The following is a 20135-nucleotide window of genomic DNA, read 5'->3' as shown; positions in this document are numbered from 1 at the left end:
GCTTCGTGACGTGACATCCGGCGGATATCGCACGAAGTTGCAGTACCGGCGAAGCCAGGCCCGGCCGCGGGTGGAATCAGCCCGCCGCCGGTCGCGCGCCGAATCGGTGAAGACGCAAATCCGTCACTGCACAGGAGCCATCCATGAGCCGCCAAAGCATGATCGCCACGCTAGCCTCGTTGCTCTGCTTGACCGTCGCCGCCCAGGCGGCTGCAGGTGCCGCGGGCAAGCGCATCCTGTCGCTGAAGAAGACCTGCGCGATATCCGTGCCGGCCGATTGGCAGGTCGACAAATGGGTCAGCAGCGACGCTTTTGCACCCGACAAATCCGGCAGCGCCGTCATCGACAGCAACACCAGCGTCGGTTCGCTGGCCGAGGTCAAGCCGATCGTGCAGTCCATGCTCAAGCCGACCAAGATCTTCGAGGACAGTCCGCAACGGCTCTGGTACCAATACGAAGGCAGCGGTGGAGGCAGCACCAGCTGGTACGTGGGCGTGCCCGGCAATGGTGGCATCTGCGCCGCGCAGATCACGTTCAGAAAAACACTGCAGGCCGAACTCGCCCGGCAGATCGCCATGTCGGTCGGCCCTGCAACGTGACCAGCCAAATCCCTCGTTTTTCGATCCGCTCGCAGACTGCAGTGAACGATTGATTGCCCGGAGCACGCCCATGAACTTTCGCATCGTCCTGAACCTTGGTTGCATCAGCATGCTTGCACTGGCTTCGGGCCCGGTACCGGCACAGAGCGAGCCGGGCAACCTGATGAAGGTAACCGACGTCGTCAACATGCAGATGCCGGGCATGAGCGTGCCGCCACGCACGCAGACCTCGCAGGTGTGCACGTCGGCGAAGAAGCCCGATCCGCGCCAGATCGCGCAGCACATGGAAGGCTGCGCGATCAGCAACTACTCGCAGAGTGCCGACCACGTCAGCTACCACATGGTCTGCGACCGCAACGGGCAGCAGATGGTGGGCGACGCCAGCTTCGCGATACTCCCGGGCAGCGGCATGCATGGCACGATCCATTCCGTCAGCAACGTGCAGGGCCGGGGCATGACCATGGACATGACCATCGACGCCGCGCGTGTCGGCAGTTGCGACTACACGCCGGCGAAGCCGATGCCGTAGCGCCGATGGCAACGACGAATCCGTCGGGGAGCGGAGAGATGCCACGCAAAGACGATACGGATGCGGTCTGGCGGCATGTTCGCAAGGCGCTGGCGATGGCTCGCGATTATGCCTGGAGCAACGGTTACGGGTGGCGCGGCGAGAGCTGCTGTGCGATCAGCACGCTGGCACTGGGCGCGATCATCCGCACCCGTCGCGGCGAGCGGGGCGAGCTGACGATCGCGACGGGCGACCCGGACGATCCGGGCCTGGCTTGCGCCGACCACTATCTGCAGACCCGGATGGACCTGGGCCAGCACGGATGCGGTGTTGCTGGCATCTGGCGAAAACGCGAGGAGGTCATGATCCAGACCTACGACTCGTTGAAACGCATCGCGCTGCGTGGCCAGCCCGTACCGGGTCGGCCGATGTCCGCCGCGGCGTTCGCGTGGATCAGCGCGTGGCTCGATCGCAAGCTGCGCGAGAAGCCGGATCGGCCGTTGTCGATGCCCGCCGCAGAGGCCAGGCAGTGGGCTGGACAGGGCATCGTCGACGGCATCGCGGACTTCGACGCCAATCCCGACCTCGACAACCAGCCGGCCTGGCTGCTGGCGCTGGTGCGGCGGTTGTTCATGCCGCAATAGCGGCGGCGGTTACTTCCGCATCATGTCGGTGCGTCAGCGTCGCCGCGAGCCGCGCAGGTTGTCGATCGAGAAGCTGGCGATTTCGCCACCATCGGAACCGCGTCGTGGTTGGCCGACGGGCGGGCCCCACGCATGTGCAGTTACGACTTCCCAGGTGGCCGGAATACGGCCATCCACGCGCATCGCCTCGTAGGCGGCGAGCATGCGCCGGTAGCGTGACTTGCCGGTGAGGCCGCGTTCGCGCGCGCTGTCGGCGTTGGTCGCGCCGAGGCCTTGCAGTTCCTCGAGCAGCTTGCGCGGTTCACTGTAGGTCAGGGTGTAGCGGAACACGTCCAGTACCGGGTCGCGCAGGCCGGCGGCGAGCATGGCGTCGCCGACGTCGTGCATGTCGAGGAAACGGCTGACGTGCGGCTGCTGGTCGGCTTCGGCCCACGACGCGCGCAGTTCCTTCAGCGTGTCCGGACCGAAGGTGGAGAACGCCAGCAGGCCGCCGGGTTTCAGCACGCGCACGCATTCGTTGAACAGCGCGGGCAGCTCGTCGATCCACTGGAAGCACAGGTTGGAATGCAGCACGTCGACGCTGTGGTCGGGCAGTGGCAGTGCGGTGGCCTCCGCACAGATGCGCTGAAACGGCTTGAGCCAGCTAGCGTGCTGTTTCGCCGCGCGCAGCATCGGCAGCGCCAGGTCGACGGCGATCACCTCGGCCTTGGCATAGCGCTGCTTCAGCAGCGCGCTGCCGCGGCCGGTACCGGCGCCCACGTCGATCACGCGTTGCGGTGCCTGCGTATAGAAGTCCAGGCGCTCCAGCAGGGCGGCCTGCACTTCACGCTGCAGCACGTCGTGCTGCTCGTAGCTTTTGGCGGCGCGGCCGAAGTGACGGCGCACCAACTGGCGGTCGAGGTGGAACGTATCCATCAGATCAGGCTCGTCGCTTGGGTGGATGCCAGCAAGGGGCGCAGTGCCTGCGCGACCGCGTCGGCATGGCCGAAGAACGGTGCATGGCCGGCGCGTTCGATTTCGTCGTAGCTGCCGGCACACTGGCTGGCCGACCATTGCATCGCCTGCGGATGCACCAGCCGGTCGCGGCGGCCGGCGATCCATGCACTCGGTACACCGAGGTCAGGCAAGCCGGCGCGGCGGTCGCCGGTGTCCAGGATGCGGATGCCTTCCTGCAACACGCGCAGATCGGGTTCGCCGCGGGCGAATACCAGCGTGCGCAGCTGGCGCAGTTCGGCACGAGGATCGGCACTGCCCATCGCTTCCAGCGCCAGAAAGCGTTCGATCGTGGCGTGGTAATCGGTTTCCAGATCGGTGGCCAGCTGCTGCACCATCGCGGCATCGTTGCCATACGGCCAGCCGGCATCGCGCACGAAGCGCGGCGTGGCGCACAGCATCGCCAGGCCGCGCACCTGCTGCGGCAGGTCCAGCGCTGCGGTCAACGCGATCAGTCCGCCCAGCGACCAGCCCAGCCAGATCGCCGGCGGGGTGATCGCGGCAATCGCCGCGGCGCAGGCGCTCGGTTCCAGCGGCAGCCCGCAATCGCGTGAGTAGCCATGGCCGGGCAGGTCGACCACGTACATCGTGCAATGTTCCTCCAGCGCCTCGACCAGCGGCGCCAGCACGCCACCGTGCATTGCCCAGCCATGCAGCAGCACCATCGGCACCGGGCCGTGGCCATGCGTCTCCATGTACAGGCTCATGCGCCGGGATCCTTGTCCTTGGCGCGCGGTGCGGGCATCGGAATGCCGGTCGGGGTCAGTGCGCTGTCCACCGCAACGCGTCCGTCGAACACGAAGCAGTCGCCGCGCCAGTGCGCGCCGTCGGTCTGTTCCAGGTATTTCAGGATGCCGCCTTCGAGCTGATAGACGTGCGGCATGCCGAGGTCCTGCATGTGCAGCGCAGCCTTCTCGCAGCGGATGCCGCCGGTGCAGTACGAGACGATGGTCTTGCCCTCGTAACGCGCGCGGTCGGCGGCGATCGCCGCGGGAAACTCGGTGAAGCTGGCGATGCGGTAATCCACCGCCTGCGGGAACTTGCCGACAGCGACCTCGTAGTCGTTGCGGGTGTCCAGCAGCACGACTTCGCGGCCCTCGTCATCATGGCCCTGGTCGAGCCAGCGCTGCAGGGTGGGTGCGTCCACTGCCGGCGCGCGACCGCCTTCGGGACGGACCGTCGGCAGCCGCATGGTGATGATTTCCTGTTTCAGCCGTACCCGCATGCGGCCGAATGGCACCTCGTCGGACAGCGATTCCTTCGGCTCGATATCGGTGAAGCGCGAGTCTTCGTGCAGGGCGGCGATGAAGCCGTCGATCGATGCGCGACTGCCGGCGAGGAACAGGTTGATGCCTTCCGACGCCAGCAGGATCGTGCCTTTCAGCCCCAGCGCTTCGCAGCGTTCACGCAGCCGCTCGCGCAGCGTGGGCAAGTCGTCCAGGCTGATGAATTTGTAGGCGGAGATGTTGACGATCGACATGCGGGGGTATCGGCAGAGCAAGCGGGCAATTATACGCGGCGGCGGTAAAGCGCTCGTGGAGGGTCATCCGCATTAGGCTGGATGTGGGGAAGGCGCCGGTAATCGCAGAATTTCCAGCGCGGCCAGCAACTGGTCGACATGATCTTCTTCATGCGCTGCCGAGAGCGTGATGCGCAGGCGTGCGTGGCCTTGGGGTACTGTGGGCGGACGGATCGCGCTGACCAGTAAACCCTGCCGCTCCAGGGTCAGTGCGGCGGTCAGGGCTGCATCGGCACTCCCCAGCAGCAGCGGCTGGATCGCGCTGGTAGAAGCCGATAGCGGCAAGCCGAGTTCGGCGGCACCGCGCCGGAAACGATCGATCAGTGCGGTGAGCTTCTGCCGCCGCCACGCTTCGGTCTGGGCCAGTTCTACGGCGGTGAGTGCGGCGGCGGCCAGAGCTGGTGGCATTGCGGTGGTGTAGATGTAGGGGCGCGCGAACTGCATCAGTCCATCGATCAGCGCAGCCGGGCCGGCGACAAACGCGCCGGCGCAACCGAGCGCCTTGCCCAGCGTGGCCATCAGCACCGGCACGTCGCGCTCGCCGAGCCCGGCGGCGCGCACGCTGCCCGAACCGCCCTCACCCAGCACACCCAGGCCATGCGCATCGTCGACCATCAAGGTGGCCTGTTCACGGGCACACAAGGCGGCCAGCTCGCGCAGCGGCGCGACATCGCCATCCATGCTGAACACGCCGTCGGTGGCCAGCAACGCCGCCGCTTCGCTGCGCGATGCCAGCTGGCGCGCGGCGGCGGCCACATCGGCATGCGGATAGCGCTTCAGTTCGGCACCGGAAAGCTGTGCCCCATCCAGCAGGCAGGCATGGTTGAGCTTGTCCTGCACGCAGATGTCGCCACGCGCCAGCAACGTTTGCAGCACGCCGAGGTTGGCCATGTAGCCGGTGGAAAACAGCAGGGCGCGCTCACGTCCGGTCCAGGCGGCCAGCGCTTCCTCGAGTGCCGCGTGCTCGGCGCGATGACCACAGATCAAATGCGCCGAGGTGCTGCCCACGCCTTCGTCATCGGCCACCCGCTTGAACGCCGCGATCAGCTGCGGGTGCTGCGCGAGACCGAGGTAATCGTTGCTGCAGAACGACAGCAGGCGCCGGCCCCCGGTTTCCACCCAAGGGCCATCGGCGTGTTCGATCGTGCGCAGTCGGCGCAGCAGCTGTGTACGATCACGCCCGGTGGTCTGGATCGCCAGCCGGTCGAGCAGGTCAGGCCGCGGCGCTGCAGCCACAGCCCTGTCCGCAGCTGGCCTGATCGATACCGGGATGATCCGTTTCGAGGATGTCCGCATGCACGGTGTTGGCTTCCTCGATCACCTGCAGCGGATGCAGGTCGAGCCGGCGGAACAGCGCGCGGTCGTGCTCCACGTCCGGGTTGCCGGTGGTCAGCAGTTTCTCGCCATAGAAGATCGAGTTGGCGCCGGCGAAGAAGCACAGCGCCTGTACCGCATCGTCCATCTGCTGGCGACCGGCCGACAGGCGCACCATCGAGGCCGGCATCAGCAAGCGCGCTACCGCGATCGTGCGCACGAATTCGAACGGATCCAGCGCCGCCGTGCCGGCCAGCGGCGTGCCTTCGACCTGCACCAGCTGGTTGATCGGCACCGATTGCGGATGCTCGGGCAGGTTGGCCAGGGTCTGTAGCAGGCCGGCGCGCTGGTCGCGCGATTCGCCCATGCCGACGATGCCGCCGCAGCAGGTCTTCATGCCGGCGGCGCGTACATGATCGAGCGTGTCGAGCCGGTCCTGGTACTGGCGCGTGTGGATCACCTCGCCGTAGAACTCCGGCGCGGTGTCGAGGTTGTGGTTGTAGTAGTCGAGCCCGGCCGCCTTCAAGCTGTCGGCCTGCGATCCGCTCAGCATGCCCAGCGTGGCGCAGGTCTCCAGGCCAAGACCTTTCACCGCGCGAACGATCTCGGCGACCTTCACCACGTCGCGATCCTTCGGACCACGCCAGGCCGCGCCCATGCAAAAGCGGCTGGCGCCGGCATCCTTGGCCGCCTGCGCGCGTTCCAGCACGGCTTCCACGCTCATCAGTTTCTGCGCCTGCACGCCGGTGTCGTAGCGTGCCGCCTGCGGGCAATACGCGCAGTCTTCCGGGCAGCCGCCGGTCTTGATCGACAGCAGGGTGGAGACCTGCACCGCGTTCGGATCGTGATGCTCGCGGTGTGTCGAATGCGCGCGATGCAGCAACTCGTTGAACGGCAGCGCAAACAACGCGGCCACTTCGGCGCGGGTCCAGTCGTGGCGGATGACGGTGTCGGCCATGGATCAGCAACTCCCATACATGAAGCGGGAGAGTGTGGAAGTCGCCCTGGAACGTGTCAACTCGATACATTGGCGAATGGTTGACGCAAGCATGAACGCCGCCCAGTCGCTAACATCGCTTTACTGAAGGCCATATGGCGATGGAGTGGACATGCGCATGGATGCGCTGAAGGCACCCTGGCGACGACTGCAGTGCTTCGTGCTGCCATGGCGTTGCCTGCTTTGTGGCGCTGCCGGCGACGATGGGGTCGATCTCTGCGCCGCTTGTTCGGCCGAGCTGCCGCGCAACCGCAGTTGTTGCGCCCGCTGCGCACTGCCGCTGGCGGCACCAGCGCTGATGTGCGGCGAATGCCAGCGCCGGGCGCCACCGTGGGACGCAGCTTGGGCACCGTTCCGTTATGGCTGGCCGCTGGATCGGCTGGAGTCACGCTACAAGTTCGGCGCTGATCTCGCCGCCGGCCGCGTGCTGTCGACGTTGTGGCGGCGCGAGCCTTGCCCGATCGACCTGCCGCAGCGTCTGCTGACGGTGCCGCTGCATCGCAGCCGCTTACGCCAGCGCGGTTACAACCAGGCGCTGGAACTGGGTCGTCCACTGTCGCGCGAACTGGGTGTGTCCTTGCACCACGACGCGTTGCAACGCTCGCGCCGTACGGACGCGCAAACCGAACTCGATGCCCGCGGCCGCCGTCGCAACGTACGCGACGCATTCGCGATGCGTCCAGGCATCGAGCTGCCTGCGCATGTCGCGATTCTGGATGACGTCATGACCACCGGCGCGACCCTGGCCGAGTGTGTCCGTGTACTCAAGCGCGCCGGCGTGCAGCGGGTGGATGTGTGGGCGCTGGCGCGGGCGCCCTCACCGCGCGGCTGATGCTTATCAGCGCACCGCCAGCGCCAGCGCGATGCTGATCCATACCGCCAGTCCCAGCCAGTTGTTGTGGCGGAACGCGGCGAGGCAGGCATCGCGGCCACGGCCGCGGATCAGCCACAGCTGATAGCCGAACAGGCCGGCCGCGGCGGCGAGGCCCAGCCAGTACGGCCAGCCCAGCGCCGCGCGCTGGCCGACGAACAGCATCGCCAGTAAGAAGGTACCCATCAGCACGCCGAGAATCGGCAGGTCGGCGTCGCCGAACAGGATCGCCGTGGACTTGGCGCCGGCCTTGAGGTCGTCCTCGCGATCGACCATCGCATACTCGGTATCGTAGATCACCGACCATAGGATGTTGCCGATGAACAGCAGCCAGCCTACCGGCGGCACGGCGTGGGTCACGGCGGCGAACGCCATCGGGATCGACCAGCCGAACGCGGTGCCGAGCACCACCTGCGGCATATAGGTGTAGCGCTTGGTGAACGGATAGATCGCCGCCAGCGCGGCACCGGCGAACGACAGCTCGATGGTCAGCCGGTTGGTGAACAGCACCAGCACGAAGGCGAACACCAGCAAGGCGGCGAACACGAGCAAAGCTTCGCGCGGCGTGACCCGGCCCGACGCGATCGGCCGCCCGGCTGTGCGCGCTACCTGCGGATCCAGCTTGCGATCGGCAAAGTCATTGATCGCGCAGCCAGCCGCGCGCATCGCGAACACGCCGAGGGTGAAGATGATCAAGGGCTTCCAAGGCGGGAAATCGCCAGCAGCCAACCACAGCGCCCACCAAGTCGGCCACAGCAGTAGCAGCGCGCCGATCGGCCGATCCATCCGGGTCAGTACCAGATAGTGCAGCGCTTTTTCGCGCTGCCTTGCCGGCAGCTTTTGCAGCAGCCAATTGAGCACACGCGTGGCGCGGGTCGAACTGTCGGCCGGCTGGACTGGCTTGACAACGGGCTTCGCCACACCGGGCCGTGGCCGGGCGCTGGCGGCAGGCGGGGCATTGCGTCGCTGGCGTTTGCGGGGAGGAGGGGCCATCCGCCGAGTTTAGCGTGGCCACTGTGCTCTGTTCGCGTGCTGGATCACTTCATTGGATGCAGCCTGATTGCTGCGGCCAGCATCGCGCCGTCCTGTTCACTGCCGCAGCAGCAGCCGGTAGGCGGGGTGGTCGCTTTCGTCCCAATGCGGGTAACCGAGTGCGGCCAGAAACGATAGCAGCAGGGCGTGCTCATCGGTTGGCACCTGGATACCAACCAGGATGCGGCCGTAATCGGCGCCGTGGTTGCGGTAATGGAACAGGCTGATGTTCCAGTCCGGGTGCAACTGGCCGAGGAAGTGGGTGAGCGCGCCGGGGCGTTCGGGGAATTCGAAGCGGTACAGCCGCTCATTTTGGGCCAGCGGGGAACGGCCGCCGATCATGTGGCGCAGGTGCAGCTTGGCCAACTCGTCGTCGGTGAGGTCGAGCACGTCGAAGGACTGCGCGCGGAAAGCGGAGACCAGCGCCTCGCGTTCGTCGCGGCTGGCGATCTGCACGCCAACGAAGATATGCGCTGAGCTGGCATCGCCGATGCGGTAGTTGAATTCGGTGATGCTGTGCCGTCCCAGGGTGGCGCAGAAGCGGCGGAAGCTGCCGCGTTCCTCCGGGATCGTCACTGCGAACACCGCCTCGCGCTGCTCGCCGACCTCGGCGCGTTCGGCGACGAAGCGCAAACGGTCGAAATTCATGTTGGCGCCGGAGACGATCGCCACCAGCGCGCCACTGCCGTCGCCATGAGCAGCCGCATATTGCTTCAGCCCGGCCAGCGCCAGCGCACCGGACGGCTCCGGTACGCTGCGGGTTTCCTGGTAGATGTCGCGGATCGCCGCGCAGATCGCGTCGGTATCCACCCGCAGCATCGCGTCCACATGCTGCCGGCACAGCGCGAAGGTGAGTGCACCGACCTGCTTCACCGCGGTGCCGTCGGCGAACAGGCCGACTTCGTCCAGCGTCACGCGCACGCCGCTTTCCAGCGAACGCGCCATCGCGTCGGCATCGACAGCCTGCACGCCGATCACCTGCACTTGCGGTCGCAGCGCCTTGATGCACGCGGCCACGCCGGCCAGCAGGCCGCCGCCGCCGACCGGCACGAACACCGCGTGCAGCGGCCCCGGGTGTTGGCGCAGGATTTCCAGCGCCACGGTGCCCTGGCCGGCGATCACCGCCGGATCGTCGAACGGATGCACGAAGGTGGCGCCGCGTTCTCCCTGCAGGCGTGCCGCTTCGGCCTGTGCATCGCTAAAGGAGTCGCCGGCCAGCACGATCTCTACCATCGCACCGCCGTGTCGGCGCACCGCATCCACCTTCACCCGCGGTGCGGTCACCGGCATCACGATGGTGGCGTGGATGCCGAGTTTCGCCGCGGCCAGTGCCACACCCTGCGCGTGGTTGCCGGCGGAAGCGGCGATCACCCCGCGCGCGCGTTGCGCCGGATCCAGTTGCACCATGCGGTTGTACGCGCCGCGCAGCTTGAACGAGAACACTGCTTGCTGGTCCTCGCGCTTGAGCAGCACCGGTTGGCCGAGTCGGACGCTGAGCAGCGCTGCCGGTTCCAGCGCCGACTCGTGCGCCACGTCGTAAACGCGCGCCGCGCGGACCTGCGCCAGCAGATCGTCGGCGGCTAGCGCCTCGTCATCGGCAGCGGGCGCGACGACTGCATTCATGCCGCCAGTGCCGTCGCCGGATGCGCCACCTGCAGCACGTCGACCAGCTTGCGCGTCTGCTGCAGGATCTGCGCGACGCCGGCATCGTCGCACTGCAGGCTCAGGGTCAGGCGCGAAACGGCGGGATCGTGGGTGGCGCAGACGGTCAACGTGTCGATGTTGTAGCCGCGCGCGGCGAACAGCCCGGCGACGCGCACCAGTGCGCCGGCTTCGTTCTGCAGCAAGATGGATAAAGTGTGGTTCATGTCTCGCTCCTTTCATGCTCGTCATCCCGGCGAAAGCCGGAATCCAGAGGCTTTGCGCGTCGACGACACTGGGTTCCGGCTTGACCAGCCACTCGGCTGTCAAAAGCCGCCGGAACGACGATCAAAATGGTTTGCTCAAAACATGTGCGATGGCTGCACCTCGCGCGCGGCGGGCGCATCGCGCGAAGCGATGAACTCGCCAGTGATCATCTGCGCGTAGCTGGCGCCGGGGCCGACCATCGGATACACGCCGGCATCCGGATCGATCATCACTTCCAGGAACGCCGGGCCATCGAACGCGAGGAACGCGGCGATCGTCGCCTCCAGTTCCTCGGCGTGTTCCAGCCGCTGCGCCCAGGCGAAGCCGTCGGCCTGTGCGGCCAGCACGAAGTCCTTCTTGTGCAGGCTCTTGTCGGAGGAGGCGAAGCGGCCCTTGAAGTACAGCTTCTGCCACTGCCGCACCATGCCGTCGCCGACGTTGTTGAGCACCACTACCTTGATCGGCAGGTTGTAGGTGGTGACGGTTTCCAGCTCGCCGAGGTTCATGCGGATGCTGGCGTCGCCGTCGATGTCGATGACCAGCTTGTCGCGGTGCGCGAACTGCGCGCCGACCGCCGCCGGCAGTCCGAAACCCATCGTGCCCATCGAACCGGAAGTGAGCCAATGCCGCGGCGCGCGGAAGTCGAAGTACTGCGCCGCCCACATCTGGTGCTGGCCGACCCCGGTGCTGATGATCGCGCGGCCGTCGGTATGCCGGTTGATCGCTTCCAGCACGGCGTAGGGCTGGATCAACCTGCTGCTGCGGTCATAGTTCAACGCGTGCACGCGTTTCAGTTCGGCGACGTGCGCATGCCAGGCATCGAGCGAGGGCCGCAACCCGTGTGCACGGCCGTAACTGTTCAGGCGTTCCAGCGCGCGCACCAGCGGGCCGACATGATGCCAGTGCACCGGTTTCACCTTGCCGATCTCAGCCGGGTCGATGTCGATGTGTGCGATGAACTTAGCGCGCGGTGCGAACTTGTCCGGCACGCCGGCCACGCGGTCGTCGAAGCGTGCGCCCAGCGCCAGCACGAAGTCGCAATCCTCCACCGCGTAATTCGCATACGCGGTGCCGTGCATGCCGAGCATGTGCAGGGCCAACGGGTCGGTGGTGTCGAACGCGCCCAGGCCCATCAAGGTGGTGGTGACCGGCAACCCGAACGTGTCGACGAATGCACGCAATGCGGTGGCCGCACCGGCTGCGATCACGCCGCCGCCGGCGTAGATCAGTGGACGTCTGGCCTGCATCAATGCCGTGAAGAAGGCGGCGCAGTCGGCGTCGCTCAACGTCGACTGTTCCACCGCACGCAGGCGTGCGCGATAGCCGGTCAGCGCCAGCTCGCCGTTGCCATGAAACTTCAGCGCGGTGTTCTGCACGTCCTTCGGGACATCCACCACCACCGGTCCGGGGCGACCGCTGCGGGCGAGGGTGAATGCGGTGCGCAGGGTCGCTTCCAGCTGCGCCGGATCGGTGACCAGGAACACATGCTTGGCGCAGGCGCCCATGATGTTGCTGATCGGTGCCTCCTGGAACGCATCGCTGCCGATTGCCACGGTACTCACCTGGCCGCAGATCACCACCAGCGGAATCGAATCGGCCATCGAGTCGCGCACCGGCGTGACCATGTTGGTGGCGCCGGGGCCGGAGGTGACCACCGCCACGCCGACCTTGCCGGAGGCGCGCGCATAGCCCGCCGCCATGAAACCTGCGCCCTGTTCGTTGGCCGGCACGATCAGCGGCATCGGCTCGTCGCCGTTGTCCTTCAGGTGGGTCGCGTTGTAGCGGAACACGGCGTCGTATACCGGCAGGATCGCGCCGCCGGAATAGCCGAACATCACCTCGACGCTTTGGTCGGCGAATACCTGCACGATCACGTCGGCGCCACTCATCGTGTGGCCGGCAAGCGGATGCTGGTCGATGGCGGTGGCCTGGGCAGGCTGCGTCGTCTGCGCTGAAGTCGTCACGTCTGGTTCCTGGTGGATGGGGTGCGCAATGGCATTCGGTTCTCCGCGTCGTCATTCCGGCGCAGGCCGGAAGCCAGTGGCTTTGAATGCAGATGCTGCCAAGGCACCGGATCCCGGCTTGACCAGCCTTCGGCTGTTGCGAAGCGCCTCGCTGGGATGACGGGCGAAGGTCGGGGTACTTTTGCGGCCCATCAATTGCGGATCAGGTCGCGCTCGACCGCCGGATGCACCGGCACGCCAAAGGTGGCGATGATCTGCAGGTCCTGCTCCAGTGTGGAAAAACGTTCCCATGCGATGCCGTTCACGTCGGTGCTGCTGGTGAAGCCCTGCGCGATGTCGTCCTCGAAGCCGAGCTGGCAGATCTGGCCGGCCTTTTCGGGTTGCTGGCGGATCGAGAAATTGAGGTTGTCGGTGCGCCACATCGCGTAAACGCCGTAAACCACGGCCTGCGGTGGCTGGCCGAGTCGGGCGCTGTAGTCGGCGATCGAGGCCTCCAGGTCGGCGACGGCCAGGGCGATATGGAAACGTTTCATGACGAACCTCTCTCATTGTTCAGTGCTAGGGGTAGTGACTGCTGTGCCCCTTCCCTGCGAAGCAGGGGGAGGGGCAAGGCGGTTTTCAGCCGACCTTCTTCAGCGGCATGGCTTCGGTCTTGGCTGCGGACGGCTGCAGCCACGGCATCTGTGCGCGCAGCTTGGCGCCGACCACTTCGATCGGATGATCGAGGTCGGCCTGCTTCAGGCGCTTGTAGTTGGGCAGGCCGGCGGCATATTCGGCCGTCCAGTTGCGCGCGAACGTGCCGTCCTGGATATCGGTGAGGACTTCCTTCATGCGCGCCTTGGTGCCGGCGTCGACCACGCGCGGACCGCTGACGTAGTCGCCGTATTGCGCGGTTTCGGAGACGAATTCCAGCATCCGCTTGAGGCCGCCTTCGTAGAACAGGTCGACGATCAGCTTCAGCTCGTGCATCACCTCGTAGTAGGCGATCTCCGGCTGGTAGCCGGCCTCGACCAGGGTCTCGAAGCCCTTGATCACCAGCTCGCTGGTGCCGCCGCACAACACCGCCTGCTCGCCGAACAGGTCGGTCTCGGTCTCTTCCTTGAAGTCGGTCTTGATGATCATCGCGCGGCCGCCACCGATGCCGTCGGCGTAGCCCTTGGTCTTCGCCTCGGCGTGGCCACTGACATCCTGGTGCACCGCCCAGATGCACGGCACACCACGGCCACGCTCGTATTCGCTGCGCACCAGCGCGCCGGGGCCCTTCGGGGCGACCAGGATCACGTCGATGTCGGCGCGTGGGGTGATCTGCTTGAAGTGCACGTTGAAGCCGTGCGCGAACAACAGCGCGGCGCCCGGCTTGATGTTCGGTTCGATCACTTCCTTGTACAGCGCCGGCTGCACCATGTCCGGGGTCAGCACGGCGACCAGGTCGGCGCCACGCACCGCGTTGGCCGGTTCGACCACCGCGAAGCCATCGGCCTCGGCGCGTTTCCATGTGGGGCCGCCGGGGCGCAGGCCGACCACGACGTCGAGGCCGGAGTCGCGCAGGTTCAGCGCATGCGCGCGGCCCTGGCTGCCGTAGCCGAGTACGGCGATGCGGGATTGGGCGAGTGCGTTGGTGGGGGCGGTACTCATGCGGCAACTCCTTCGGTGGTTTCGGTGTGGGTATGCTTGGATGAGGCGATGGCGGCATGCAGCTGGGTGGTGGCGCCGTCGGAGGCGGAGCCGACCAGGCGCGCGTACTTGGCCAGTGCGCCCTGGGTGACTTTCGGTTTCGGTGGCTGCCAGCTGGCGCGGCGACTGGCCAGGTCGGCCGTGGTGCGCAGCTCGCGGTGTTCGGCATCGATCACCACGCGGTCGCCGTCGCGCAGCAGGGCGATCGGGCCACCACGCACTGCTTCGGGTGCGATGTGGCCGACCATGAAACCGTGGGTGGCGCCGGAGAAGCGGCCGTCGGTGATCAGCGCCACGTCGTTGCCGAGGCCGCGGCCGACCAGCGCCGCGGTGACGCCGAGCATCTCGCGCATGCCGGGACCGCCGGCGGGACCTTCGTTGCGGATCACGATGACGTCGCCGGCGTGGATGCGATCGCCCTGCACGGCGGCGAACGCTTCCTCCTCGCTCTCGAACACGCAGGCGCTGCCTTCGAAGTGGCCGCTCTTGCCGGCGAGCTTGAGGATGCAGCCTTCCGGCGCGAGGTTGCCGTACAGGATCGAGTAGCCGCCGCGCGGTTTCAGCGGCCGGGTGACTGGATGCACCACGTCCTGTGTCTCGGCGCGTGGTGCGGCCGCGGCTTCGGCGAACAGGCTGCGACCGGTGACGGTAGGCGCGTCGTCCAGCATGCCGGCGGCGATCAGCTCCTGCGCCACCCGCGCGCTGCCACCGGCGCCGAACAGCTCGACCGCGGTATAGCGGCCGCCGGGCAGCAGGTCGGCGATCACCGGCGTGTGCACCGAGGCGGGCTCGAAATCTTCCAGCGCCCACTCGACGCCGGCTTCGCGCGCGATCGCCAGCAGGTGCAGCACCGCGTTGGTGGAACCCGCAGTGGCGGCGACCATGCGGGCAGCGTTGCGGAATGATGTACGCGTCAGCATGTCGCGCGGCGTGCGCCCGGCCTTGAGGCATTCCATCACCAGCTCGCCGCATCGATAGGCGGCGGCGCCCTTGGCCGGATGCGTGGCGGGAATGTCGTTGTAACCCATCGGCGACAGGCCCAGCGTGGTCAGCACCATCGCCATCGTGTTGGCGGTGAACTGGCCGCCGCAGGCGCCGGCACCGGGGCAGGCATCGCGCTCGACCGAGGCGAGTTCGGCGTCGTCGATCTTGCCGGCGCCGTGCGCACCAACGGCTTCGAACACCTGCTGGATGGTGATCGGATGATTGTCGTGCGTGCCGTGCGCGATGCTGCCGCCGTACAGCGCGACACCGGGGATGTTCAGCCGCGCCAGCGCCATCGCCGCGGCCGGGATGGTCTTGTCGCAGCCGCACAGCACCACCATCGCGTCGAGGCAGTGACCATCCACCGCCAGCTCGATCGAGTCGGTGATCACCTCGCGGCTGATCAGCGAGGCACGCATGCCCGGCGTACCCATCGCGATGCCGTCGGTGACGGCGATCGTATTGAATTCGATCGGCGTGCCGCCGGCGGCACGGATGCCGGCGGCGGCTTCGACCGCCAGCTCGCGCAGGTTGAGGTTGCACGGGCTCACGTTCGACCAGGTGTGCACCACCGCAACCAGCGGTCGGGCAATCGCCGCGTCGTCCAGTCCGGTGGCGCGCAGCATCGCGCGGGCGGGGGCGCGGTCGGGGCCGCTCTTGATCAGGTCACTGCGCATCAAAAAATCTCCAAAGGACTGAATCCCTTCTCCCCACCGGGGAGAAGGTGCCCCGAAGGGGCGGATGAGGGGCGCGTGCTCGCCGCGGCGCTGATCGAAGCGCAAGGAAAAAGCGTCCCCTGCGTGCAAGGAAAGTTGGCGAAGCGGATGGGAACGTGCGCCTTGGGAACGCATGGAGGGCATCCGATACCGGAAGCACGCAGGGGACGGCAGAAAATACGGACACGTCCATGTGGCCGTTGGGAAAGTGTCGAGGGGAGCTGGGGGACTGCATCAGCCGCATGCGCGTGCTCCGCAGAAGAACGCGGCGGCGTTGTCGGCGTACTCCTCGATCGCGGCCAGCACGGCGTCGCATACGGCGGCGGTGCCGGCGCTGCCGCCGATGTCGCGGGTGTGCGGGCCATGGCGCAGCACCTGGTCGACCGCCGCCTCGACGGCCGCCGCTTCGGCTTCCAGTCCCAGCGAATGACGCAGCAGCAACGCTGCGGAGAGGATCGCGCCGACCGGATTGGCCACGCCGTGGCCGGCGATGTCAGGCGCCGAGCCGTGGATCGGTTCGTACAGGCCGGCCTTGCCCTCGCCCAGGGACGCCGACGGCAGCAGGCCGAGCGAACCGGCCAGCGCAGCGGCTTCGTCGGTGAGGATGTCGCCGAACAGGTTCTCGGTGACCACCACGTCGTAGCGGCTCGGCTGGGTCAGCAGCAGCATCGCCATCGAGTCGACCAGCTGGTGCTCGACCTTCACGTCGGGATAGTCGGCGGCGATGCGTTGCACCGTGCTGCGCCACAGGCGCGAGGTCTCCAGCACGTTGGCCTTGTCCACCGAGGTGACGTGGTGGCGGCGGCCGCGCGCTAGTTCGAACGCGCGGCGCACCACGCGCTCGACTTCGGCTACCGTGTATTTGCACTCGTCGGTGGCGGTATCGGCCGTGCGCGTCTTGGCGCCGAAGTAGGCGCCGCCGGTGAGTTCGCGCACGAACAGCACGTCGACGTTTTCCAGCTTCTCGTTCTTCAGCGGCGACAGGTCGGCCAGCGCGGGATGCACCTGCAGCGGACGCAGGTTCGCATACACACCCAGCGCGGCGCGCAACGCCAGCAAACCCTGCTCGGGGCGCACCGGCGCATTCGGGTCGGACCACTTCGGGCCACCGACGGCGCCGAGCAGCACCGCATCGGCGCTCTGACATACGGCCAGCGCAGCGGCTGGCAGCGGTTCGCCGGTGGCGTCGATCGCAGCACCGCCGATCAAGTGCTCATCGAAGGTGAACACGTGCTCATAACGCGCGGCGACGGTTTTCAATACGGCGACCGCGGCCGCGGTGACCTCGGGGCCGACGCCGTCGCCGGGCAGGGTGACGATGTGTGCCTTCATGCCGCTTTCTCCGATTGTTCGTAATGACTGATGGCGTCGCTGTGTTGCAGCAGGTAGCCGAGCTGGTCGACGCCGTTGAGCAGGCAGTGCCGCGCGAACGGTTCCAGCCGGAACGAAATGCGGCCGCCGTCGGGCAGTGCGATGAACTGTTCACGCACGTCGATCACCAGCTCGATACCGGGATGCTTGAGCAGCCAGCGGTGCTCCAGTTCGTCGATGACGATCGCCAGCAGGCCGTTCTTCAACGCGTTGCCACGGAAGATGTCCGCGATCTCGCTGCACAGCACCGCCTGCACGCCGTAATCGAGCAGGGCCCACGGCGCGTGTTCGCGCGAGGAGCCGCAGCCGAAATTGCGTCCGGCCACCACGATCGAGCAGCCCTGCGCCTGCGGCTGGTTCAACGGAAACGCCGGGTTGTCGCTGCCATCGGCCCGATAGCGCCAGTCGTGGAAGCACAGCTTGCCCAGCCCTTCGCGGGTGGTGGTGGTGAGGAAGCGTGCCGGGATGATGCGGTCGGTGTCGATGTTCTCGTCAGCCAGCACCGCGGTGCGCGAGTGGATGCGGGTGATGGGTTTCATGGCAGGCTCTTATGAGGTGTTAGTAGAGAGGAGTGAGGAGTGAGGAGTGAGATAAAGCGAACGGCAAGGGCGCGAGGGGAAGAGCCGCCAAGCCTCGGCGCCTGCTCTCTCTCGCTCCCCACTTCTCTCCACTTACTTCTGCTCTTCATGCTGCCTCCACCAGGTACTCGCGTGGATCGGCAATGCGCCCAGCCAGTGCAGATGCCGCGGCGGTGGCCGGGCTGGCCAGCACGGTGCGTGCGCCCTTGCCCTGGCGGCCTTCGAAGTTGCGGTTGGAGGTGCTCACTACCAGCTGGCCTGGCTGGGCCAGGTCGCCGTTCATCGCGATGCACATCGAACAGCCCGGCACGCGCCACTCGGCGCCGGCGGCGGTGAATACCTGATGCAGGCCTTCGCGTTCGGCGTCGCGGCGCACCGCTTCGGAACCCGGCACCACCAGCATGCGCACGCCGTCGGCGACGCGGCGGCCACGCAGCACGTTGGCGGCCTCGCGCAGATCGGACAGCCGCGAGTTGGTGCAGCTGCCGACAAACACCACGTCGACCGGCGTGCCCTGCATCGGCTGGCCGGGCTTGCTCTGCATGTAGTCGAGCGCACGATGTTCCTGGGCATTGGTCGCGGCCGGTACCGGCGCGTCCATCGCGATAGCCATGCCCGGATGGGTGCCGTAGGTGACGGTGGGTTTCACCGCGTTGGCGTCGATGCGCACTTCGCGGTCGTAGGTGGCGCCGTCATCGCTGCGCAGCGCACGCCACGTCGCCACGGCGGCATCCCACGCGGCGCCCTGCGGTGTGCGGGGGCGACCTTTCAACCATGCGAACGCGGTGTCGTCCGGCGCGATCAGGCCTGCGCGTGCGCCGGCTTCGATCGACATGTTGCAGACGGTCATGCGCTCGTCCATCGACAGCGCTTCGATCGCCGCGCCGCGGTACTCCAGCACGTAGCCGGTGCCGCCATCGACGCCGATCGTGCCGATGATGTGCAGGATCAGATCCTTCGCACTGATGCCGGCGGGCAACTGGCCGTCCACATGGATCGCCATCGTCTTCGGCTTGCGCTGCAGCAGGCACTGCGTCGCCATCACGTGGCCGACCTCGGTGGTGCCGATGCCAAATGCCAGCGCGCCGAACGCACCGTGGGTGGAGGTGTGGCTGTCGCCGCAGACGATCGTCATGCCGGGCTGGGTGGCGCCCAGCTCCGGGCCGATCACGTGCACGATGCCGCGGTCGGCACTGTCCCAGCCGTGCAGCTCGACGCCGAACTCGCGGCAATTCGTTTCCAGCTGGGTCACCTGTGCCTGCGCCTCGGCGTTCGCATACGGGCGGCTGCCGTCCGCGTTGGTCGGCAAGGTCGGGGTGGAGTGGTCCAGCGTGGCCAGCATGCGATCCGGGCGACGCAGCTGCAGGCCGCGCTCGCGCAGTTCGCTGAACGCCTGCGGCGAGGTCACCTCATGCACCAGATGCAGGTCGACGTAGAGCACGGCCGGCGTGTCGGTGGTTTCGGGTACGACGACGTGCGCGTCCCATACTTTCTCGAAGAGTGTCTTGGCCATCACGCGGCCTCCTGCGCAGTGACTTCGTTGCGCACCGGCGTTAGCCAGTTCCAGCGGTCCTCGGTACGGCCATCGAACAGGCCGAAGAACGCCTGCTGCAGTTGTTTCGTGATCGGACCGGGCATGCCTGCGCCGACGAGCTTGCGATCGACCGAGCGTACCGGCGTGATCTCGGCGGCGGTGCCGGTCATGAACACTTCGTCGGCGGTGTACAGCGCCTCGCGCGGCAGGTCGCGCTCATCCACCGTGATGCCGAGATCGGCGGCCAGCGTGAGCACGCTGTCACGGGTGATGCCGGCGAGGATGCCGGCGCTCGACGGCGGCGTGAGCAGCTTGCCGCGCTTGACCAGGAACAGGTTCTCGCCGGCGCCCTCGCTGAGCAGGCCGTTGTGGCCCAGCGCGATGCCTTCGTCGTAACCGCCGCGGCGTGCTTCCAGCCCGATCAACTGGCTGTTGAGGTAATTGCCGCCGGCCTTGGCCCAGCTCGGCAAGGTGTTCGGTGCGGGGCGATGCCACGAGGACACGCAGACGTCCGCGCCTTTTTCCACCGCATCGCCCAGGTACGCGCCCCAGTCCAGCGCCATGATCGCCACCTCGACCGGTGCGCCATTTTTCGGCAGCACGCCCAGTCCACCTGCGCCGCGGAACACGATCGGCCGTACGTAGGCCGAACGCATCGCGTTGGCGTGGATCAGCTCGATGCAGGCGGTGTTGATCTCGTCTTCGCTGTAGCCGATCTCGATCTCGTAGATCGCGGCGGATTCGAACAGCCGGCGCGTGTGCTCGGCCAGCCGGAAATACGCCGGGCCCTGCGGCGTGGCGTACACGCGCTCGCCCTCGAACACTGAGGAGCCGTAGTGCAGGGCATGCGTGCTGACATGGACGGAGGCATCGGCCCAAGGCTTGATGCGACCGTTGTGCCAGAGGAAGGGCGTGTTGCTCATGGAGGC

General features: G+C 67.1%; 20 protein-coding genes. 4 read left to right on the top strand and 16 right to left on the bottom strand.

Annotation, left to right across the window (positions count from 1 at the left end; translation table 11 throughout):
- Window positions 1-143: 143 nt before the first annotated feature.
- The 3 genes from B0E46_RS12000 (at window position 144) to B0E46_RS11990 (ending at window position 1751) form a co-directional block, all read left to right on the top strand.
- On the top strand, window positions 144-599 hold the full coding sequence (locus tag B0E46_RS12000) for a hypothetical protein (protein ID WP_139350522.1): 456 nt from the start codon (window positions 144-146) through the stop codon (window positions 597-599).
- Between the two features lie 70 nt (window positions 600-669).
- Window positions 670-1128 (top strand): DUF3617 family protein, encoded by a 459-nt coding sequence (locus B0E46_RS11995; protein ID WP_168171195.1) that lies wholly within the window; start codon window positions 670-672, stop codon window positions 1126-1128.
- A gap of 38 nt (window positions 1129-1166) precedes the next feature.
- Complete coding sequence (locus B0E46_RS11990; protein WP_077556011.1) at window positions 1167-1751, top strand: hypothetical protein; 585 nt, start codon at window positions 1167-1169, stop codon at window positions 1749-1751.
- Window positions 1752-1784: 33 nt separating this feature from the next.
- Here B0E46_RS11990 and bioC read toward each other — a convergent pair whose 3' ends face one another.
- From bioC to bioB, 5 genes are all read right to left on the bottom strand, one after another.
- Complete coding sequence (bioC, locus tag B0E46_RS11985; protein WP_077556010.1) at window positions 1785-2666, bottom strand: malonyl-ACP O-methyltransferase BioC; 882 nt, start codon at window positions 2664-2666, stop codon at window positions 1785-1787.
- A complete protein-coding gene (bioH, locus tag B0E46_RS11980; protein ID WP_077556009.1) occupies window positions 2666-3451 on the bottom strand; it encodes a pimeloyl-ACP methyl ester esterase BioH in 786 nt (261 codons plus the stop codon). The genes bioC and bioH overlap by 1 nt, the downstream gene beginning before the upstream one ends.
- The gene (locus tag B0E46_RS11975; protein ID WP_077556008.1) at window positions 3448-4224 is read right to left on the bottom strand and encodes a sulfurtransferase; all 777 of its coding nucleotides are present in this window, start codon (window positions 4222-4224) and stop codon (window positions 3448-3450) included. The genes bioH and B0E46_RS11975 overlap by 4 nt, the downstream gene beginning before the upstream one ends.
- A 72-nt stretch (window positions 4225-4296) precedes the next feature.
- Complete coding sequence (gene bioF, locus B0E46_RS11970) at window positions 4297-5499, bottom strand: 8-amino-7-oxononanoate synthase (protein ID WP_254425141.1); 1203 nt, start codon at window positions 5497-5499, stop codon at window positions 4297-4299.
- The gene (gene bioB / locus B0E46_RS11965) at window positions 5477-6535 is read right to left on the bottom strand and encodes a biotin synthase BioB (protein ID WP_077556006.1); all 1059 of its coding nucleotides are present in this window, start codon (window positions 6533-6535) and stop codon (window positions 5477-5479) included. The genes bioF and bioB overlap by 23 nt, the downstream gene beginning before the upstream one ends.
- 157 nt (window positions 6536-6692) lie before the next feature.
- Between bioB and B0E46_RS11960 the strand changes: the two genes are divergently transcribed.
- Window positions 6693-7406: a ComF family protein gene (locus B0E46_RS11960; protein ID WP_168171197.1), complete on the top strand. Its 714-nt coding sequence runs from the start codon at window positions 6693-6695 to the stop codon at window positions 7404-7406.
- A 6-nt stretch (window positions 7407-7412) separates the two neighbouring features.
- Here B0E46_RS11960 and ubiA read toward each other — a convergent pair whose 3' ends face one another.
- The 11 genes from ubiA to B0E46_RS11905 all read right to left on the bottom strand — a co-directional run bounded on the left by ubiA (window position 7413) and on the right by B0E46_RS11905 (window position 20129).
- A complete protein-coding gene (gene ubiA / locus B0E46_RS11955) occupies window positions 7413-8306 on the bottom strand; it encodes a 4-hydroxybenzoate octaprenyltransferase (RefSeq protein ID WP_077556062.1) in 894 nt (297 codons plus the stop codon).
- A 228-nt stretch (window positions 8307-8534) separates the two neighbouring features.
- A complete protein-coding gene (gene ilvA, locus B0E46_RS11950; RefSeq protein ID WP_077556004.1) occupies window positions 8535-10100 on the bottom strand; it encodes a threonine ammonia-lyase, biosynthetic in 1566 nt (521 codons plus the stop codon).
- The gene (gene ilvN, locus B0E46_RS11945; protein ID WP_077556003.1) at window positions 10097-10345 is read right to left on the bottom strand and encodes an acetolactate synthase small subunit; all 249 of its coding nucleotides are present in this window, start codon (window positions 10343-10345) and stop codon (window positions 10097-10099) included. The genes ilvA and ilvN overlap by 4 nt, the downstream gene beginning before the upstream one ends.
- A 135-nt stretch (window positions 10346-10480) precedes the next feature.
- Window positions 10481-12274, bottom strand: a complete 1794-nt coding sequence (gene ilvB, locus B0E46_RS11940) for a biosynthetic-type acetolactate synthase large subunit (RefSeq protein WP_077556061.1) — start codon at window positions 12272-12274, stop codon at window positions 10481-10483.
- Window positions 12275-12540: 266 nt separating this feature from the next.
- A complete protein-coding gene (locus B0E46_RS11935; protein ID WP_077556002.1) occupies window positions 12541-12882 on the bottom strand; it encodes a hypothetical protein in 342 nt (113 codons plus the stop codon).
- Between the two features lie 85 nt (window positions 12883-12967).
- Window positions 12968-13984 (bottom strand): ketol-acid reductoisomerase, encoded by a 1017-nt coding sequence (gene ilvC, locus B0E46_RS11930; protein WP_077556001.1) that lies wholly within the window; start codon window positions 13982-13984, stop codon window positions 12968-12970.
- Window positions 13981-15684, bottom strand: a complete 1704-nt coding sequence (locus B0E46_RS11925; protein ID WP_077556000.1) for a dihydroxy-acid dehydratase — start codon at window positions 15682-15684, stop codon at window positions 13981-13983. Before B0E46_RS11925 ends, ilvC begins: the two co-directional genes overlap by 4 nt.
- A 273-nt stretch (window positions 15685-15957) precedes the next feature.
- On the bottom strand, window positions 15958-17055 hold the full coding sequence (gene leuB / locus B0E46_RS11920) for a 3-isopropylmalate dehydrogenase (protein ID WP_077555999.1): 1098 nt from the start codon (window positions 17053-17055) through the stop codon (window positions 15958-15960).
- Complete coding sequence (leuD, locus tag B0E46_RS11915; RefSeq protein WP_077555998.1) at window positions 17052-17633, bottom strand: 3-isopropylmalate dehydratase small subunit; 582 nt, start codon at window positions 17631-17633, stop codon at window positions 17052-17054. Before leuD ends, leuB begins: the two co-directional genes overlap by 4 nt.
- Window positions 17634-17778: 145 nt before the next feature.
- Window positions 17779-19185, bottom strand: coding sequence for a 3-isopropylmalate dehydratase large subunit (gene leuC / locus B0E46_RS11910; RefSeq protein ID WP_174567079.1), 1407 nt, complete (start codon window positions 19183-19185; stop codon window positions 17779-17781).
- Window positions 19185-20129, bottom strand: a complete 945-nt coding sequence (locus B0E46_RS11905) for a branched-chain amino acid transaminase (RefSeq protein ID WP_077555996.1) — start codon at window positions 20127-20129, stop codon at window positions 19185-19187. The genes leuC and B0E46_RS11905 overlap by 1 nt, the downstream gene beginning before the upstream one ends.
- Window positions 20130-20135: the final 6 nt, after the last annotated feature.

It is taken from the genome of Rhodanobacter sp. B04 (assembly GCF_002001125.1).
Lineage (GTDB): Bacteria > Pseudomonadota > Gammaproteobacteria > Xanthomonadales > Rhodanobacteraceae > Rhodanobacter.
This window is presented reverse-complemented; position numbering and strand designations above follow the sequence as displayed.

Excerpts from the sequence above, each read along its gene's own strand:
- leuC (WP_174567079.1), bottom strand. The coding sequence starts at position 19,185 with ATGGCCAAGACACTCTTCGAGAAAGTATGGGACGCGCACGTCGTCGTA.
- bioC (WP_077556010.1), bottom strand. The coding sequence starts at position 2,666 with ATGGATACGTTCCACCTCGACCGCCAGTTGGTGCGCCGTCACTTCGGC.
- bioH (WP_077556009.1), bottom strand. The coding sequence starts at position 3,451 with ATGAGCCTGTACATGGAGACGCATGGCCACGGCCCGGTGCCGATGGTG.
- leuB (WP_077555999.1), bottom strand. The coding sequence starts at position 17,055 with ATGAAGGCACACATCGTCACCCTGCCCGGCGACGGCGTCGGCCCCGAG.
- B0E46_RS12000 (WP_139350522.1), top strand. The coding sequence starts at position 144 with ATGAGCCGCCAAAGCATGATCGCCACGCTAGCCTCGTTGCTCTGCTTG.
- B0E46_RS11905 (WP_077555996.1), bottom strand. The coding sequence starts at position 20,129 with ATGAGCAACACGCCCTTCCTCTGGCACAACGGTCGCATCAAGCCTTGG.
- B0E46_RS11960 (WP_168171197.1), top strand. The coding sequence starts at position 6,693 with ATGGATGCGCTGAAGGCACCCTGGCGACGACTGCAGTGCTTCGTGCTG.
- bioB (WP_077556006.1), bottom strand. The coding sequence starts at position 6,535 with ATGGCCGACACCGTCATCCGCCACGACTGGACCCGCGCCGAAGTGGCC.
- B0E46_RS11990 (WP_077556011.1), top strand. The coding sequence starts at position 1,167 with ATGCCACGCAAAGACGATACGGATGCGGTCTGGCGGCATGTTCGCAAG.
- ilvA (WP_077556004.1), bottom strand. The coding sequence starts at position 10,100 with ATGAATGCAGTCGTCGCGCCCGCTGCCGATGACGAGGCGCTAGCCGCC.
- ilvN (WP_077556003.1), bottom strand. The coding sequence starts at position 10,345 with ATGAACCACACTTTATCCATCTTGCTGCAGAACGAAGCCGGCGCACTG.
- B0E46_RS11925 (WP_077556000.1), bottom strand. The coding sequence starts at position 15,684 with ATGCGCAGTGACCTGATCAAGAGCGGCCCCGACCGCGCCCCCGCCCGC.
- B0E46_RS11935 (WP_077556002.1), bottom strand. The coding sequence starts at position 12,882 with ATGAAACGTTTCCATATCGCCCTGGCCGTCGCCGACCTGGAGGCCTCG.
- B0E46_RS11975 (WP_077556008.1), bottom strand. The coding sequence starts at position 4,224 with ATGTCGATCGTCAACATCTCCGCCTACAAATTCATCAGCCTGGACGAC.
- leuD (WP_077555998.1), bottom strand. The coding sequence starts at position 17,633 with ATGAAACCCATCACCCGCATCCACTCGCGCACCGCGGTGCTGGCTGAC.
- B0E46_RS11995 (WP_168171195.1), top strand. The coding sequence starts at position 670 with ATGAACTTTCGCATCGTCCTGAACCTTGGTTGCATCAGCATGCTTGCA.
- ilvB (WP_077556061.1), bottom strand. The coding sequence starts at position 12,274 with ATGAGTGGCGCCGACGTGATCGTGCAGGTATTCGCCGACCAAAGCGTC.
- ilvC (WP_077556001.1), bottom strand. The coding sequence starts at position 13,984 with ATGAGTACCGCCCCCACCAACGCACTCGCCCAATCCCGCATCGCCGTA.